This is a genomic window from Azospirillum sp. A23 (assembly GCF_042938965.1).
Classification (GTDB): Bacteria; Pseudomonadota; Alphaproteobacteria; order Azospirillales; family Azospirillaceae; genus Azospirillum; species Azospirillum melinis.
In genome coordinates this window covers 1,284,266-1,299,632 of record NZ_CP170666.1, presented here as the reverse complement: position 1 = coordinate 1,299,632, position 15,367 = coordinate 1,284,266, and the positions used below count along the sequence as shown (strand labels likewise).

Here is a 15,367-nt window from a genome sequence, read left to right as displayed (position 1 = left end):
TCCTTCCTCCTGATTTGCCCATCCCTCAAATAGGGGCTGGAGCGGGTTCAGGGGGGCAGGTCACATGCAATCTGGCTTTATCTTCGGTTCACGCTGAGCTACCGGGAGGTCGAGGAGCTCCTGGCCGAACGCGGCGTGGAGGTGTCCTACGAGACCGTCCGTCGCTGGGTCCTGAAGTTTGGGCCGGCCATCGCAGGGAACCTGCGGCGCCTCCGGCCCAAGCCCAGCCCGCGCTGGCATCTGGACGAGATGGTGATCAGGGTCAGCGGAAAGCTGATGTACTTGTGGCGGGCTGTCGACGACGAAGGCGAGGTGTTGGAGGTGCTCGTTCAGCCCCGGCGCGATAAGGCCGCAGCCCGCAAGCTGATGCGTAAACTGCTGAAGAAGCATGGTTTCGTGCCCACCCAGGTCACCACCGACAAGCTCCGGTCCTACGGGGCCGCCTTCCGCCAACTCGGTCTGACCGCCCACCATGAACAAGGGCGGCGAACGAACAACCGCGCTGAGGTCTCACACCAGCCGGTGCGGCGACGAGAGCGTAAGATGCAGCGGTTCAAATCATTGGGTTCCGCCCAGCGCTTCGTCTCTCTGCATGCCGCCGTCTACAACACTTTCAACCTTCAGCGCCACTTGGTCTCTCGCCGCACCCTGCGCACCTTCCGGGCGCAGGCCCTGGCCGCTTGGCAATTCGCGACCGCATCTGCGTGAGCAAAATGTTGAACTGGGGGTGTTCTGCACACCGGCTAAGTTCCCGTGACAGTGCCTCCCCGGCCAACTCCCCATCCATGCACCACGCTGCCGTTCAGCTTAAAGTAGCATCCCGACCAGCCCCGCCAGAGATGCGCCTGCTGCGAACAAGCTCTGACACACTGGCTCTCCACATTCTCCGGACAAGTCCAGGCGCTAGATACCCCGAGAAAAAAGAGATGCTCCCTACATGTTTCAGCTCTTCCTGGGTGAGGCTGCCGGCGTCGGCGGAACCAGTGGCTCAGCAGTCTTCCAGCTCTCGGCGTAACCCGTGAACTCGACTGCTGCCATTCCGGGACCGGGGTCCAGCGCATCGCGGGTATCTAACATCACCGCAAATTCATTGGTGGCCAGACTCTTCGGTTCGTACATCGCTTGCAGTGCCTGCGGATGTGGACCGTGAGTGAAGCCGCAGGGGTGCCAAGTCACCATTCCCGGATGGATATTGTCACGCGAGAAGAAGTCGCCGGAGTGGTAGAATACGGCCTCGTCGAAATCGTCGTTATTGTGAAAGAAGGGCACCTTGATCGCTGCCGGGTCTGTCTCGAACGGCCGGGGAACGAAGGTGCAGATGACGAAGCGGTTGCCGACCCAGGTCGTATGGGCCGAGGGCGGCAAGTGATAGCGGTGCGAGTTCAGCGGGCGGATGTCGCGCACGTTCAGCCGCACCGGTGCCAAATCACCGTGCCAGCCTACCGCGTCCAATGGATTGAAAGGATAAAGCACACTGGACAGCGCCCTGCGGCGGCGGATCAGGACCCGCCACTCCCGCTCGTTTTGCTGGGCCTTGAACGCGTCGTCGATGGCCGGAGTATCAAGGATCGCCTCGTCGTAGAGAGCGTGGCGGCCGACCAGACCGCGGTCCGGGGTCCTGATGGCGCCGTTGGTCGCCTCGATCAGCAGCAGTTCCGTCGCTTCAGTGGTGTCGATGCGCCACATTGTGGAACGAGGAAGCAGTACATAGTCGCCGGCGCGGATCTCCAGGTGGCCGTAATCACAATAGAGGTGACCGGCGCCTGAATGGACGAAAAGCAACTCGTCACCGTCGGCGTTACGCACCAGATGATCCATCGCCCCGGCTAAGCGCCAGAAACGCATTTGGACATGCTCGTTTCCCAGTACGGTCGGGGCGTCCCACAGGCTTGGGCCGAATTCCGCGATCCGCGTCAGGTCAAAGGCGCGCGGCCGCAACGGTCCGGTCCAACTGGTCCACGCGGTGGGGGCGTGGCGATGATACATCATGGTCGCCGGACCGAAGAAGCCGTCGCGGCCGAGCTCCCGTTCGAAGGTACCGGCCGGAAGGTCGGCGTGGGCTTGGCGCGAGGCTTGGCCCTCAATACGCGGGAAGCTGATGTCGTGGGATCTGGACATCGGTATCGTCCTTACAGGCAAAGCAGTTCAGAGATCGGAGACGGCAAGGGGAAATTCGGCTCCGACCGGCAGTGGGATCGCCGTCTGGTCGATCGCACCGAAGACGGACCGGCCGGCTTGGTCGAGCATTTCGATTTCCACCCGATCGCCAGGCTTCAGGTAGGGCGTGCTGATGGTGCCGGTCTCCAGCTGTTCGATGGTCCGCCGCTCGGCCAGGCAGCAGGCCCCGGCGGCACGGTCACGGTTGGACACCGTTCCGGAACCCAGAATGGTTCCTGCGGACAGTCGACGGGTCTTGGCCGCGTGAGCGATCAAGGTTGGAAAGTCGAAGGTCACGTCGGTTCCTGCGTTCGGACGTCCGATCTCCATCCCGTTCAGCCTGACGAGGAGTGGCAACGACAGCTTGGCGCCATCCCAGGCCGGGCCGAGTTCATCCGGCGTCACGAAGACCGGGGCGAAGGCGCTGGACGGTTTGCCGTGAATGAACCCAAAGCCCTTCTTCAGCTCCGCCGGGATCAGGCCGCGCAGCGACACATCGTTGACCAACCCGAGCAGCAGGATCGCCGCTGCCGCGCGGTCGCGCCCGGCGCCCGGCGGACAATCGCCGGTGACGACCACGACCTCCGCCTCGAAATCCGCGCCCCAGCTCTCTGGATCGCCGATCATGATTGGGTCGGTTGGGGCGAGGAGGCTGTCACTCGCCCCCTGGTACATGATCGGGTCGCGGTACATGTCCGGTGGCATGTCGGCACCACGGGCACGCCGCACCAACTCGACATGGTTGATGTAGCCGCTGGCGTCGAGCCACTGGTAAGCCCGTGGCAGCGGCGCCATCAGCCGGGTCGGATCGACTGGGAAAGTCCCTTCGGCCGTTCCCGCCGCCAGCGCATCGGACAGTGCCTGCAGGGTCGGCCGGGCCCGCTCCCAGTCGTCCAGCGCGTCCTGCAGCCGGCGCAGCCCTCCGCCGGCCGTCACCGCAGTCTTGAGGTCCCGGGCTACGACGATCAGCCGCCCGTCGCGGCTGCCGTCCTTCATGGTTGCAAGTTTCATTGCCTGCTCGCCGTCACGAAGCCACGACGCCGCGTTTCATCTGGTCGCGCTCGATCGCCTCGAACAGTGCCTTGGCGTTGTTGTTGCCAAAGCCGTCGTTGCCGCGCCGTTCGATGAACTCGAAGAAGATCGGCCCGATCAGGTTCTTGGAGAATATTTGCAGCAGGATGTTCCAGCCCGCTTCCTCGCGCTCGCCATCGATCAGGATGCCGTTGGCCTTTAGCCGGGAAAGATCCTGGCTGTGACCCGGCATGCGGCCCTCGACCCCGTCGTAGTAGCTGTCGGGGATTTCCATTACCGGGATGCCGTTTCCTGCGATGCTTTCGATGCTGCGGTTGAGATCGCCGCTGAGGAAGGCGAGGTGCTGCACCCCTTCGCCCTTGTATACGTCGATGTATTCCTGGATCTGTGACTTGGATTCGGTCGGCTCGTTCACCGGGATGCAAATCCGTCCGCAGGGGCTGCGCATCGCTCGGGTCCGGAAGCCGGTTTTCTGCCCCCTGGTGTCCAGATAGAAGACATCCCGGAAGTTGAAGGCTTCGCGATAGAACTCCGTCCATCGGTCCATGTTGCCGGCAGTGACGTTGTGCGTCAGATGGTCGATTTCCAGAAAGCCGACGCCGGGGACTTCGGGCAGTTCGTCACCTTCCAGCGGAATGAACTCTTCCGTCCTGATCCGCCGTTCGGTCTCCTCGTCGATCAGATAGAGCAGGCTGCCGCCGATGCCGGTCAGGGCGATGCCCTGCACTGCGGTGGATCCGCGCTCGCCCTGATAGGGTTCAGCCCCGCTGGCTACGGCCCGCGCCTTGGCCAGCGTCACGTCGGCGACGCGGAAGGACAAGGCGGAGATGCAGGGGCCATGGATCCCGGCAAAGGCGACGCCATGAGTTGCCGGATCCTCGTTCACCAGCATGTCGATGGCGCCCTGGCGCCACAGCGTCACCGACCGGGCACGATGGCGGGCAATCGGGCGGAAGCCCAAGCGCGCCAGCAAATCGGTGATCGGTCGGACATCGGCGGCGCTGAATTCGATGAACGAAATGCCGTTGGTGCCCACGGGATTGTCGAAGACCTGACCGGCTGAGGTGTGGTCCGACGCCCTCTCGAAGGGAACGCCCATTGGGGAAAGCTCCTCTGTGTTGATCGGCTGATCGCTTCAGGATGAAAGTCGCTCAACTGCGAGCATCATTCTTGCGTGGCGCATCGGTCTGCTTTTCGTCGACATGGGTGCGGTCGGCGGGCTGACCCGCTGCGGCAGACGCACTGGTGGCTGAAGGCACCACCACAGTGCGGTCAGTCATTTGGCCCGTCAGAGCCGCAGATAATTGCAAACAGAAACTATTTCTCATAGCAAGATATTTTTGCGTGGGCTTTGACGTCATCAAGCCCTCTCGTCAGGCGCGTGGTTCTGCTACGACGGCGATTTCGACGATCGCGCCGCCCAGCAAACGGGCAATCACCGTCGTCCGAGCCGGCGGATCGGCGGGAAAATAGGTTGCATAGACGGCGTTGAAGGCTCCGAAATCATCTTCATTTGTCAGGAAAACGCTGGCGGAGACGATATCGCCGAGTGACGCCTCATTGGCTGCGAGCACGGCTTCGATGTTCTTTAAAACTTGACGGGTTTGCGCTTCGATGTCGGGCGGCGCCATCCGTCCTTCCTCGTCGAAAGCGATCTGGCCCGACAGGAACAGAAGAGTTCCTGCGCGTCTGGCTGGGGAGAGCGGTGCGGATTTGCGGTCGAGCATGGTCTTCCATCCTTGGCAATTGTCGTGGCGGGTCGACCGCCGCTGGCGCGGCGGGAGTGACCGGTGCATGGATCGGCTATCGAGTCGTTTCGTCCGATGCGACCGGGAGCGTCTACCCGAACGCCGCGCGTGGAGATGCCGGCGTCCGTTTTGCTCAGGCAAGCATGAGTTGGTCGTCGTCCGCCGCCCGGCCCGTCGCCCGCCCGAACAGTTCCAGCAGGTCGGGGATGTCCAGCTTCTCCCGTTCGGCGCCCTTGATATCGAGCACGATGCGACCGCGGTCCATCATGATGGTGCGCTGGCCATAGGTGATGGCATCCCGCATCGAGTGAGTCACCATCAGCGTCGTCAGACGCTCCGACCGGGCGATCTCTGCAGAGAGTTCCAGGACCTTCGCGGCAGCGCCGGGATCGAGTGCCGCCGTGTGTTCATCGAGCACCAGGATCTTCATCGCGGCAAGCGTGGCCATCAACAGGCTGACCGCCTGCCGCTGCCCCCCCGACAGTGTTCCGATCGGAGCTGCCATGCGATCCTCCAGCCCCAGTCCGAGCCGGGCCAGGAGGTCGGCGAAGCGCCGGCGCTGGTGGCCGCCTGCCAGGGCAAACCGCAGGCCGCGAGACTGGCCGCGGCGTGCCGCCAGCGCCAGATTTTCCTCGATGCTCAGCGATCCGCAGGTGCCGAGCCGGGGCTCCTGGAAGACACGGGCGATGTCGCGCGCCCGGCGGGCCGCCGGCCAGTCGGTGACATCTTCCGTTCCAAGCAGGATGGAGCCGCGATCTGGCCGGACGGTGCCGACGATGGTCGACAGAAGCGTCGATTTTCCGGCGCCGTTGGAACCGATCACAGTGACGAATTCGCCCGGCGTGATGTCCAGCGAGACTCCGCGCAACGCCCGGACCTCCGTCGGCGTGCCGGGATTGAAGGTAATATGAACGTCGGTCAGCCGAAGCATGTCACTTGCCTCCCAAAGCCGAGCGTTTGCGGACGAAGGCGCCGGACAAGGTGAGCCGTCGTCCCTGGGAGGCGACCACCGCGACCGCGACGACGATCGCCGTCACCAGATTGAGATCCTGCGCCTTGATCCCGATGAAGCCGGCGCTGAGCGCGAGCGCGATGAAGAGCCGGTAGATCAGTGCACCGGCAATGCAGCCGAGCGTCGCCAGGAAAACGCTGCGCCGGCCGACCACGGCCTCGCCGATGATGATCGCGGCAAGTCCGGTCACGATGGTTCCGATCCCCATCGAGATGTCCGCCACGCCCTGGAGTTGAGCGAACAAGGCACCGGCGAGCGCCACAAGGGCATTGGCGAGGGCAATGCCAAGCAGGATCATGGCGCCGCTGGAAATGCCCTGCGCCTCCGCCATGGCCGGGTTCTCGCCGGTCGCCCGCAGCGCCAGACCGGTCTCGGTCCTTAGGAACCAGTCGACAGCGAGTTTCGCACCAACCGCGAAGAGCGCCAGCACCACGGCATTGTTCCACATGCCGAGGCCGACCACCCGTCCCGCAATGTCGAACACGGTATCGTGTCCGTAGACCGGCAGATTGGGCCGACCCATGATCCGGATATTGATAGAGAACAGGGCCACCATGGTCAGGATGCCCGCCAGCAGGTTCATGATCCGGAAGCGCACGTTCAGCAGTGCGGTCACCAGACCGGCTGCGGCCCCGCCGAGGGCAGCGAATGCGGTTGCCGCAAAAGGGTCCACCCCCGCGGCGACCGACGCCGCGCAGACGGCTGCTCCCAACGGAAAGCTGCCGTCCACGGTCAGGTCGGGAAAATCGAGCACCCGGAAGGAAAGATAGAGCCCAAGGGCCACGAGCGAGAAGAGGAGGCCGCTTTCGATGGCACCGGCAAGAGCGAAAAGGGTCATTTTCCGACCACCTTCCTGGCAGTGGCGACGAGGCTGATGGGCAACTCCACACCCATCGCCTTGGCCGAGCGGGTGTTGAGGTAGAGGTCCTGTTTTTCCGGCACCAGCGCCGGGATATCGCTGGGAGGCGTATGGTTGAGGATCCGGATGGCCATCCTTGCGGTTGCCAGCCCCATGTCGCGGTAGTTGAAGCCGAGCGCCGCGACGGCCCCTCGCTCCACCGCGTCGGTATCGGAGGCGAAGACCGGCAGCTTCGCCCTTAGTCCCACCACGACGACGCTTTCGATAACGGAGATGACCGTGCTGTCGGTGGGAAGCAGGATCGCTTGCACATTTCCGACCAGACTGCGCGCCGAATCGCTGACCATCGAGGATTGTGTCGCCGGAGCCTCGACGATCTCCAGCCCGTACTGCTTGGCGGCGGTCTTCAGTGCTTCCACCTGAGAAACCGCGTTGGCCTCGCCCGGGTTGAAGATGACGCCCAGCCGTTGGAGGCCCGGCACCAGGGTCTTCATGAGTTCGAGAACCGGCGGAAAGGGCTGCTGGTCGGAGGTGCCGGTCACCAAGCCGCCGGGCCGCGCCATGCTGTCGATCAGTCCTGCTCCGACCGGATCGGTGACGGCGGCAAAGAGGACCGGCTTGTTCTTCAGCGCATTCTTGACCGCCTGGGCGGACGGCGTGGAGATCGCTATTGCCAGATCGAGGTTGAGACCGGCGAAGTCGCTGGCGATCTGGGCCTGCGTGCCCATGTTGCCCTGGGCGCTGCGGGTGACCAGCTCGATGGTCTTGCCGTCCTCGTAGCCGGCGGCCTTGAGCTCTGCGAGAATGCCGTCGCGCACCGCGTCGATCGCCGGATGCTCAACGATATAGGTCATCCCCACACGCGGCTTATCCTGCGCGAGGGCGGGGGCCGCAAGGCTCGCGATGGCGGCAAGGACTGCGGCAAGGACAGGTTTGCGTAGGCGCATCCCGAATATTCCTTTCAGTCTTGGAGGGCGACGGACTCGGACGGCTGCACCGGACCGCCAGCGGCTGGTCGCGCGAGGGGCGAGCTTGAGGCGGCGTGGGGGGCCGGAGGACGGATCATGCCGGGGTGGAGGTCGGCGATGCGGGCTGCCCCCGTCAGCGCCTGGACGACGTCGAGCTCGGCCATCAGCAGGCCCAGCGCATGGAAGACCGCTTCCTCGCCGCCAGCCGCCAGGGCATAGAGGGTCGCCCGCCCGACCTGCACCGCATCGGCGCCGAGCGCCAGCGCCCGGGCGATGTCGGAACCGGACCGGAAGCCGCTGTCGATCAGCAGCGTCAGGCGTCCGCGCGCTTCCGCCACGAAGTCCGGCAGCACGTCGATGGGCGCCACGGCGCCATCGAGCTGTCGTCCGCCATGGTTGGAGATCACCAGCCCGTCGACGCCGATCGCCAGCGCGCGGGCGACATGAGCGGGATCGAGCACACCCTTGACGATCAGCGGTTTCTTCCAGCGGTCGCGCAGCCGCGCGATGTCGTCCCAGCACACCGAAGGATCGAGCTGGCTCTGCATCAGTTCGGAGATGGTGTCGGTCCGCTCCAGCCCGAGGCCGGCGGCCATCACCTCCAGCCGCGGCGCTCCGGCCCGCGCCATCTGGAGGCTCCAGCCGGGATGCAGCATCAGGCCGGCCAGCTTCGCCGGGGTCCAACGGAAGGGCAGGGTGAAGCCGTTGCGCGCATCGCGCAGCCGCTTTCCGGCGACCGCATTGTCAACCGTCACCTCGATCGCCTCGAAGCCGAGTTCGTCGGCCTTGTCGACGATACGGGCTGAGAACTCCCGGTTCCTGAGGAGGTAGAGCTGCATCCATTTGGCGCCGTCGCCCGCCGCGGCGACCTCCTCCTGGGTGCAGGTGCCGGCGGTGCTCATGACGAAGGGAATGCCCGCCCGCCCGGCGGCACGCGCCAGCGCCGCGTCCCCCTTCGGCCAAGCCGCGGCGGCCAGCCCCGTCGGTCCGATGATCAGCGGCATTTCGAACGTCCGCCCGAACAGCGTTGTCTTCTGGCTGCGCTGGCCGACAGCGACCGGAGCGGAGCCGAGCAGCCGTCGGGCATCGAGGGCCGCACGGTTGTAGGCCAGCGTATTCTCGCTCTCGGCGCCGCCGTCATAGAAGTCGAAGATCATTTTGGGCAGGCGGCGGCGAGCGGCCTCGCGGTAATCCGCGATCGATTGCGGGTCTGCTGAATAGGTCATTTCTGCTGCTCTCTCATGAGGGCGGAAGGGCTCGTCACCGGTAGGGCGATTGCCGAATAGCGCACCCGCAGAACGATGAGAGCGACCAGGCTGACCGCCGCGGCGGCTCCGGCGTACAGGCAGGGTGCGAGCTTGCTGCCGCTTGTCGCGATCAGCCATGTGATGATGAACGGGGCGAAGCCGCCGAAGACCGTCACCGCGAAGTTATAGGCGAGCGAAAGGCCGCTGGTGCGCGTGCCGGCCGGAAACAGCTCAGCCAGCAATGCCGGCAGCGGCGCGAAATAGGCGGTGGCGAGCAGGCCGAGGAGGATCTGGACGACAACCAGCCGTTCGACGGTTGGCACCGCAGCGAGCCATGCAAACAGCGGATAGATGGTCACGAGGAAGAGTGCCGCGGCAGGAACCATGATGGCGAACCGCCCAACGCGGTCTGACCAGGCGCCGAACACCGGTGCGAGGCAGAGTTGGATGATGCCGATCAGAGCGACCGCGCCGAAGGCAGCGGAGGCCGGAACGCCCAACTGGCGGATCGCATAAGTCGGCATGAAGAGGGTCAAATAGGCCGACACAGTGGCCAGGATGACCGCGGCGACCCCCAGCATCAGACGCGGCGTCTGGTCGACCAGCACGCTGCGCAGCGGCGAATCCACGACCTCGTCCGGATTGAATTCGGGCGATTCCTCGATCTTGCGGCGGATGTAGACGGCCACCGGCCCGATCGACAGGCCGAACAGGAAGGGAAGCCGCCAGCCCAGATCGCCCATCGCCTCTGCCGACAAGCTGGCTGACAGAGCGATGCCGAAGGACGCGGCCAGCATGATCATCAACCCCTGGCTGGCGACCTGCCAGCTGGCGAAGAAGCCACGCCGCGCCGGGTCCTGTTCGGCGAGCAACGCTGTGGCGCTGCCGAATTCACCGCCTGCCGAAAGTCCCTGGATCATCCTCGCGACCGTCATCAGGATGGGAGCGGCGATCCCGATCGTCTGGTAGGTCGGCAGGACGACGATGATCGCAGTTCCGGCCATCATCATCATGATGGACAGGTTCAGCGCCGCCTTGCGCCCCTTGCGGTCGGCATAGCTGCCGATGAGGACCGCGCCCAGCGGCCGCATCAGGAAGGCGACGCCGAAGGTCGCGAAGGAGAGCAGCAGGGACGCCGTTTCATTGTCTGCGGGAAAGAACAGCCGCCCGATCACTCCGGCGAAGAAGCCGTAGACAGCGAAGTCGAACCATTCCAGCGCATTGCCGATCGATGTGCCGATGATGACCTTCCATTGCGCTGCGCTCACCCCGGATTGCATTCGGGCGGCGCGCGCGGGCAGGACAACGCTGTTCTTCCCGGTCGATGTCATGGGATGATCCCCCCGTGGTTTTTCCTTCCGCCGCGATCCGCTACGGCCCCGACCGGTGCGGTGTTGTCGTGAAGGGCGGCGGCGAGGAGGGCGCCCGCATCGGCACCGCATAGTCTGGCGGCCAGTTGGGCCAGCATCCGTTCACAGCGCCGGATCTGCGCCAAGCTGACGAACTCGTCCGCGGCATGCGCCTGGGCTATGTCGCCGGGACCGCAGACGAGGGTGGGAATACCGGCCTGATGGAAAATGCCGGCTTCCGTACCGTAGGCGACCTTGCGCAGGGACTGATCGCCGGTGATCTCGCGCACCAGCCGGGCGAAGGCTGACGTATCGTCCGCTTCGAAGGCCGGAACCGTGGCCAGCCGTTCCAGGCTGATGCAGCCGCAAGCGTTGCGCGTCCGCATTTCGGGAAGCAGCCAGGTCAGCGCGTGCTCTTCGATCTCGCGGAAAATGGCGCCGGGCGGGCTCCCCGGAAGATTTCGGAATTCGAAGGTGAATTCGCATTCGGCCGGAACGGTGTTGACCGCGATCCCACCCTTGATGAGGCCTGTCTGCAAGGTAGTGAAAGGGACGTTGAAACCTTCGGAGAAGGGTCCATCGGTGGCGAAGCGGCCGGCTATCGACTGGATGTGGACGATCAGCCGCGCCGCATATTCGATCGCGTTGATTCCCTCCGGCGCCAGCGAGGAGTGGCGGGCCAGCCCGCCGACATGGCAGCGCGCGAGGTTGGCGCCCTTGTGGGCGCTGACGACTTGCATCATCGTCGGCTCGCCCACGATGCAGGCGACGGGTGCGATGCCCTGGGCCACGATGTCGTCGACAAGAGCAGGGGCGCCGAGACAGCCCACCTCCTCGTCATAGGACAGGGCGAGGTGGATCGGGGCAGTGCGGGGCTGATTGGCACAGGCGATGGTGGTGGCGATCGCCGTTCCAACGAATCCCTTCATGTCGCACGCGCCCCGGCCATAGAGTCGGTCGTCGCGGATTTCGGCGGAAAATGGATCACTGGACCAATCCTGGCCATCGACTGGCACCGTGTCGAGATGGCCGGACAGGCAAAGGCCACCCTCCAGCCGGCCATCCCCGGCGGGAAGGCTGGCGAGCAGGTTCGCTTTGACGCCCGACCGGTCATGGGTCGTGCGGCAGACGAAGCCCAAACCGGATAGCCGGTCCCGCACCTCCTCGACCAATCCGAGGTTCGAATTGCGGCTGGTGGTGTCGAAGGCGATCAGACGGCCGATCCAGTCCAGCGAGGCTCTGCTCGGCCCGTCCCCTCCGATCGATTGCGTTTGATCCTGCGGTTCCGCACCGGCTGACGGCACCGACGCTGTCGGAACCTGACCGGGTCCGCTATCCAGAGATTCTATATGGAAGCATCCTCAACTGTTTGCCCAAGCGCCCTCAAGCGTTCGACGCGCGGGAATGAGCGCGGCATCGCTGGGCGAATGTCTGTGGTCGGTTCCGGTCTTTCGTGCCGCGACTTCCATGATCGCGGTGCCACCGGACGCGGGAAACTGGCGCGTCGATTTCATGCCAGTTGTTGTTTTCAGTTAGGAATCCGAGTCCCGCCCCATGTTGCGGGCGCGGTCGGCAATGGCGATCAAGGGGGGGATGCGGTCTTGCTGCGCTCCATCTCAAGCTCGCGCTGCAGATAGCCAGGTACCGATTGCGGGTTCATCTGCAGCCATCGGTGGATTTCGACGCTGGCGAACAGCCCGTTGCGATGGTAGGGCTCGTTGGCCAGAAACCGTTCCACCGATGGGCGGTCCGGCAGGTCAAGAACGAATACCGCTCCAGTCGACCGCTCTCCTTCATCGGTCATCAGCGGACCGCCGAAGACCAGCACCGCTTCGGCGGCGATGACGTATTCGAGATGTTCCGCACGATAGGCGAAACGGGCGATATCGCCGTCGGGCCGATAGCGGCAGATGACATGGAACATGAAAAGCCTTTCTGACCGTCCCCTGGTGGAACCGTGGGATGGGTCCTACGAGGGATCGGCTGCGGGTCGGGGTAATGTGTGCGCATCAGGGTACGAATGCCTGCCGGCTCAGCCGGTCGGAGCCTCAACCGAGATCGGGGACCAGTTTTCCGGGGTTCATGATTTCCAGCGGATCGAGCGCGTGCTTGATCGCAGCCATGACCGAAACCGCGTCGCCATGTTCCTCGATCATGTGCTTCAGCTTGCCCAAGCCGATGCCATGTTCGCCGGTGCAGGTGCCGTCCATGGCGTGAGCGCGCCGCACCAAGCGGTCGCACAGCGCCTCGGCCGCAGCGCGCTCGTCCGGATCGTCCATGCGGATCAGCAGGATCAGGTGGAAATTGCCGTCGCCGGCGTGCGCGCAGATCGGCGCCACCAACCCCGACTCCTTCAGATCCGCGACCGTCAGCGCCACGCATTCGGCCAGCCGCGACAGCGGTACGCACACGTCGGTCGGCCAGCCCGATGCGCCGGGCCGAAGGGCCAGAGCGGCGAAATAGGAATCATGCCGCGCCTTCCACAGGCGGGAGCGATCCTCGGACGAGGACGCCCACCGGAAAATCCCTCCACCATTCTCGGCGGCAATGGAGGATGCCAGGACGGCCTGCTCCTCCACCCCGGCGGGGGTCCCGTGGAATTCGTAGAACAGCGTCGGTGCAGCCGGATGATCCAGTTTCGAATAGGCGCGGCAGGCCTGCATCTGCACCGCATCCATGAACTCGATCCGGGCCACCGGAATTCCCGCCTGGATCGTCTGGATCACCGCATCGATTGCGTCCGCCACCGTCGTGAAGGAGCAGACCGCGGCCGAGATGGCTTCCGGGATCGGATGGACGCGCAGAGTGATTTCGGTGACGACGCCCAGAGTGCCTTCAGATCCGACATACAGCCGGGTCAGATCATAGCCGGCCGAGGACTTCCTGGCTCGCCGGGCGGTCCGGATGATCCGCCCGTCCGGAAGGACGACCTGGAGGGACACGACGTTGTCGCGCATCGTGCCGTAGCGCACCGCATTGGTTCCGGAGGCCCTCGTCGCCGTCATTCCACCGAGCGAAGCGTCGGCCCCTGGATCGATGGGAAAGAACAGTCCGGTATCCCGCAGATGTTCGTTCAGCTGCTTGCGGGTGACACCAGGCTGGATCACGACGTCGAAATCCTCGGTGTTGACGGCCAATATGCAATTCATGCCGGAAAGGTCGATGCAGATGCCGCCACGGACGGCAGCCACATGATCCTCGGCCGAAGTGCCGGTCCCAAACGGGATGGCCGGCACCCGATGCCGCGCACAGATGCGGACCACTGCAGATACCTCCTCGGTGCTTTCCGGGAAGACGACCGCATCGGGCGGTGCACCGGCGTGGTGCGATACGCCGGTCCGGTGATGGTCTCTCACCGCCGCCGCGACCGAAACGCGGTTGCCCAGAAGGGTGCGCAGTTCCTCCAGCCAGGGCATCCCGCCGACGGCCGGCAGTTGCGAATGGGATTCGGCGCTCATCCCGCAGTCTCCATGGCCGTCACCGGCGATAGCCCGTCGTTCTTCGCGTTGGCGGGGCGAAGGATCCGCCCGTCGTACCGGAACAGCCACAGACCCGCGGCGATACCCACACCGGCGCCTGTCATCATCCACAGGCTGGGGGCCGCCAGCGATCCCGTCCGCTCGATCAGCAGGGTGGCGAGCAGCGGGGTCAGCCCCTGGAAGATCCCGTTGCTCAGATTGTAGGTTACCGCGATGCCGCTGAAGCGGACTTCGGTCGGGAAGATGTCGGCGAGCATGACCCCGACGGTTCCGTTGATCAGTGCCCCGAACAGACCGGTCACCATGAACAGTGTGGCCAAATCAGCGTCGCGGCCGGCGATCGCCTGATAGGCGGGCCAACTGCCCAACAGTAGGAGCAAAGCGCCGGTCCGGTGCAGCCAGCGGCGGGGAACGGAGTCCGACAGCCATCCGAAGACCACGACGAACGTCGAGAGCGCGGTGATGCCGAGGCTGATCGCCGTCGCGACGCTTGGGGCCGGATAGCCGGCGAGGCGGGTCAGGTAGGCCGGCATGTGGGCGAACATCAGGCCGTTCATCACCGCTAGCGGAGCCGTTATGCCGATCCCGACCAGCACCTGCGCGGGGCAGTCACGGACGAGTTCGCGCAACGGTGTCCGCGGGGCATGCGCCTTGATACGGAGAAACTGCGGGGATTCTTCGAGCGAACCCCGTACCCAATAACCGACGAGGCCCAGCACGCCGCCGCCGACAAAAGCAATGCGCCAGCCGTAATCCGCCGCCGCGTCGGGTGTGAGAAACGTATGGATCAGCGTGTTCACTCCTCCCGCCAGGACCACGCCCATGCCGCACAATGCGAAAAGAAGACCGCAGGCGGCGCCGGCTCGGCGGGGAGCCGCTTCGACGATGTAGGTGACGGCGCCGGCAATCTCGCCTCCGAAGCAGAAGCCCTGGATCAGCCGGAACGCGACGAAGGCGATCGTCGCCGCAATCCCGCCGGTCGCATAGGAGGGTGTAAGCCCCATGCCGATGGTTGCCAACGACACCGCGAGCAGCGACAGGACGAACACCTTGCGTCGTCCGTAGCGATCGCCGAAATGGCCCAGCACGATGCCGCCCACCGGGCGGATCAGGTAGCCGACGGCGAAAACCGCAAAGGTGTTGATCAATGACACCAGCGGAGTCGAAGCCGGAAAAAGCTGTGCCGAGATGTATTGGGCGAAAACCCCATAGACAATGAAATCGTAGAACTCCAGCGCTCCGCCGAAGGTCGAAAGCCCCACAACGCGCCATTCGGCCAATCCCATATGCGGTCTTTGGGATTGATCTCCATGTACCGAGGATTCTCTTTCGGTCATTTTTCCTCCCATTGGCTTTGGTGCGCGCCGATTGAGTGAGGTGCGCCGGCGTCGGGCGCCTCCTGGACGGTATCAGCGGCATTTTGTCGCCATTCGAAGATCATTTCATTTTGAAATTATGTCAACTAGAAAAGGCTTGCCGAACCGATCGTTTCGGACGCCGTTCTGATGGCTCGGCC

The 15,367-nt window shown here is 64.6% G+C and carries 15 protein-coding genes; 1 reads left to right on the top strand and 14 read right to left on the bottom strand.

What is annotated here, in order from left to right; all coding sequences use genetic code 11:
- Positions 1-36: 36 nt before the first annotated feature.
- On the top strand, positions 37-708 hold the full coding sequence (locus ABNQ40_RS14825) for an IS6 family transposase (protein ID WP_109047212.1): 672 nt from the start codon (positions 37-39) through the stop codon (positions 706-708).
- Positions 709-942: 234 nt separating this feature from the next.
- On the opposite strand, the gene ABNQ40_RS14820 is transcribed toward ABNQ40_RS14825, so the two are convergent.
- The 14 genes from ABNQ40_RS14820 to ABNQ40_RS14755 all read right to left on the bottom strand — a co-directional run bounded on the left by ABNQ40_RS14820 (position 943) and on the right by ABNQ40_RS14755 (position 15,137).
- Positions 943-2,118, bottom strand: a complete 1,176-nt coding sequence (locus ABNQ40_RS14820) for a homogentisate 1,2-dioxygenase (protein WP_109047211.1) — start codon at positions 2,116-2,118, stop codon at positions 943-945.
- A gap of 27 nt (positions 2,119-2,145) precedes the next feature.
- A complete protein-coding gene (locus ABNQ40_RS14815; RefSeq protein ID WP_109047210.1) occupies positions 2,146-3,168 on the bottom strand; it encodes a fumarylacetoacetate hydrolase family protein in 1,023 nt (340 codons plus the stop codon).
- A 13-nt stretch (positions 3,169-3,181) separates the two neighbouring features.
- Positions 3,182-4,288: a 4-hydroxyphenylpyruvate dioxygenase gene (hppD, locus tag ABNQ40_RS14810; protein WP_109047209.1), complete on the bottom strand. Its 1,107-nt coding sequence runs from the start codon at positions 4,286-4,288 to the stop codon at positions 3,182-3,184.
- Between the two features lie 52 nt (positions 4,289-4,340).
- The gene (locus tag ABNQ40_RS14805; protein WP_391347036.1) at positions 4,341-4,550 is read right to left on the bottom strand and encodes a hypothetical protein; all 210 of its coding nucleotides are present in this window, start codon (positions 4,548-4,550) and stop codon (positions 4,341-4,343) included.
- Positions 4,551-4,562: 12 nt separating this feature from the next.
- Positions 4,563-4,916 (bottom strand): RidA family protein, encoded by a 354-nt coding sequence (locus ABNQ40_RS14800; RefSeq protein WP_109047208.1) that lies wholly within the window; start codon positions 4,914-4,916, stop codon positions 4,563-4,565.
- A 154-nt stretch (positions 4,917-5,070) separates the two neighbouring features.
- The gene (locus tag ABNQ40_RS14795) at positions 5,071-5,868 is read right to left on the bottom strand and encodes an ABC transporter ATP-binding protein (RefSeq protein WP_109047207.1); all 798 of its coding nucleotides are present in this window, start codon (positions 5,866-5,868) and stop codon (positions 5,071-5,073) included.
- A 1-nt stretch (position 5,869) separates the two neighbouring features.
- Entirely contained in the window at positions 5,870-6,787 is a 918-nt protein-coding gene (locus ABNQ40_RS14790; protein ID WP_109047206.1) for an ABC transporter permease, read from the bottom strand.
- Positions 6,784-7,755: an ABC transporter substrate-binding protein gene (locus ABNQ40_RS14785; RefSeq protein WP_109047205.1), complete on the bottom strand. Its 972-nt coding sequence runs from the start codon at positions 7,753-7,755 to the stop codon at positions 6,784-6,786. Before ABNQ40_RS14785 ends, ABNQ40_RS14790 begins: the two co-directional genes overlap by 4 nt.
- A gap of 14 nt (positions 7,756-7,769) precedes the next feature.
- Positions 7,770-9,002, bottom strand: a complete 1,233-nt coding sequence (locus tag ABNQ40_RS14780; protein WP_109047204.1) for an alpha-hydroxy acid oxidase — start codon at positions 9,000-9,002, stop codon at positions 7,770-7,772.
- Positions 8,999-10,303 carry an MFS transporter gene (locus ABNQ40_RS14775; protein ID WP_109047215.1) on the bottom strand — a complete coding sequence of 435 codons (1,305 nt, stop codon included), beginning with the start codon at positions 10,301-10,303 and terminating at the stop codon, positions 8,999-9,001. Before ABNQ40_RS14775 ends, ABNQ40_RS14780 begins: the two co-directional genes overlap by 4 nt.
- A gap of 47 nt (positions 10,304-10,350) precedes the next feature.
- Positions 10,351-11,676 (bottom strand): acetylornithine deacetylase, encoded by a 1,326-nt coding sequence (argE, locus tag ABNQ40_RS14770; RefSeq protein ID WP_199235197.1) that lies wholly within the window; start codon positions 11,674-11,676, stop codon positions 10,351-10,353.
- A 278-nt stretch (positions 11,677-11,954) separates the two neighbouring features.
- Positions 11,955-12,296, bottom strand: coding sequence for a YciI family protein (locus ABNQ40_RS14765; RefSeq protein ID WP_109047203.1), 342 nt, complete (start codon positions 12,294-12,296; stop codon positions 11,955-11,957).
- A 124-nt stretch (positions 12,297-12,420) separates the two neighbouring features.
- Positions 12,421-13,830 (bottom strand): FAD-linked oxidase C-terminal domain-containing protein, encoded by a 1,410-nt coding sequence (locus tag ABNQ40_RS14760; RefSeq protein WP_109047202.1) that lies wholly within the window; start codon positions 13,828-13,830, stop codon positions 12,421-12,423.
- On the bottom strand, positions 13,827-15,137 hold the full coding sequence (locus ABNQ40_RS14755) for an MFS transporter (protein ID WP_158285518.1): 1,311 nt from the start codon (positions 15,135-15,137) through the stop codon (positions 13,827-13,829). The genes ABNQ40_RS14760 and ABNQ40_RS14755 overlap by 4 nt, the downstream gene beginning before the upstream one ends.
- Positions 15,138-15,367 lie beyond the last annotated feature (230 nt).

Excerpts from the sequence above, each read along its gene's own strand:
- ABNQ40_RS14820 (WP_109047211.1), bottom strand. The coding sequence starts at position 2,118 with ATGTCCAGATCCCACGACATCAGCTTCCCGCGTATTGAGGGCCAAGCC.
- ABNQ40_RS14815 (WP_109047210.1), bottom strand. The coding sequence starts at position 3,168 with ATGAAACTTGCAACCATGAAGGACGGCAGCCGCGACGGGCGGCTGATC.
- hppD (WP_109047209.1), bottom strand. The coding sequence starts at position 4,288 with ATGGGCGTTCCCTTCGAGAGGGCGTCGGACCACACCTCAGCCGGTCAG.
- ABNQ40_RS14805 (WP_391347036.1), bottom strand. The coding sequence starts at position 4,550 with ATGACGTCAAAGCCCACGCAAAAATATCTTGCTATGAGAAATAGTTTC.
- ABNQ40_RS14800 (WP_109047208.1), bottom strand. The coding sequence starts at position 4,916 with ATGCTCGACCGCAAATCCGCACCGCTCTCCCCAGCCAGACGCGCAGGA.
- ABNQ40_RS14795 (WP_109047207.1), bottom strand. The coding sequence starts at position 5,868 with ATGCTTCGGCTGACCGACGTTCATATTACCTTCAATCCCGGCACGCCG.
- ABNQ40_RS14790 (WP_109047206.1), bottom strand. The coding sequence starts at position 6,787 with ATGACCCTTTTCGCTCTTGCCGGTGCCATCGAAAGCGGCCTCCTCTTC.
- ABNQ40_RS14785 (WP_109047205.1), bottom strand. The coding sequence starts at position 7,755 with ATGCGCCTACGCAAACCTGTCCTTGCCGCAGTCCTTGCCGCCATCGCG.
- ABNQ40_RS14780 (WP_109047204.1), bottom strand. The coding sequence starts at position 9,002 with ATGACCTATTCAGCAGACCCGCAATCGATCGCGGATTACCGCGAGGCC.
- ABNQ40_RS14775 (WP_109047215.1), bottom strand. The coding sequence starts at position 10,303 with ATGCAATCCGGGGTGAGCGCAGCGCAATGGAAGGTCATCATCGGCACA.
- ABNQ40_RS14765 (WP_109047203.1), bottom strand. The coding sequence starts at position 12,296 with ATGTTCCATGTCATCTGCCGCTATCGGCCCGACGGCGATATCGCCCGT.
- ABNQ40_RS14760 (WP_109047202.1), bottom strand. The coding sequence starts at position 13,830 with ATGAGCGCCGAATCCCATTCGCAACTGCCGGCCGTCGGCGGGATGCCC.
- ABNQ40_RS14755 (WP_158285518.1), bottom strand. The coding sequence starts at position 15,137 with ATGGGATTGGCCGAATGGCGCGTTGTGGGGCTTTCGACCTTCGGCGGA.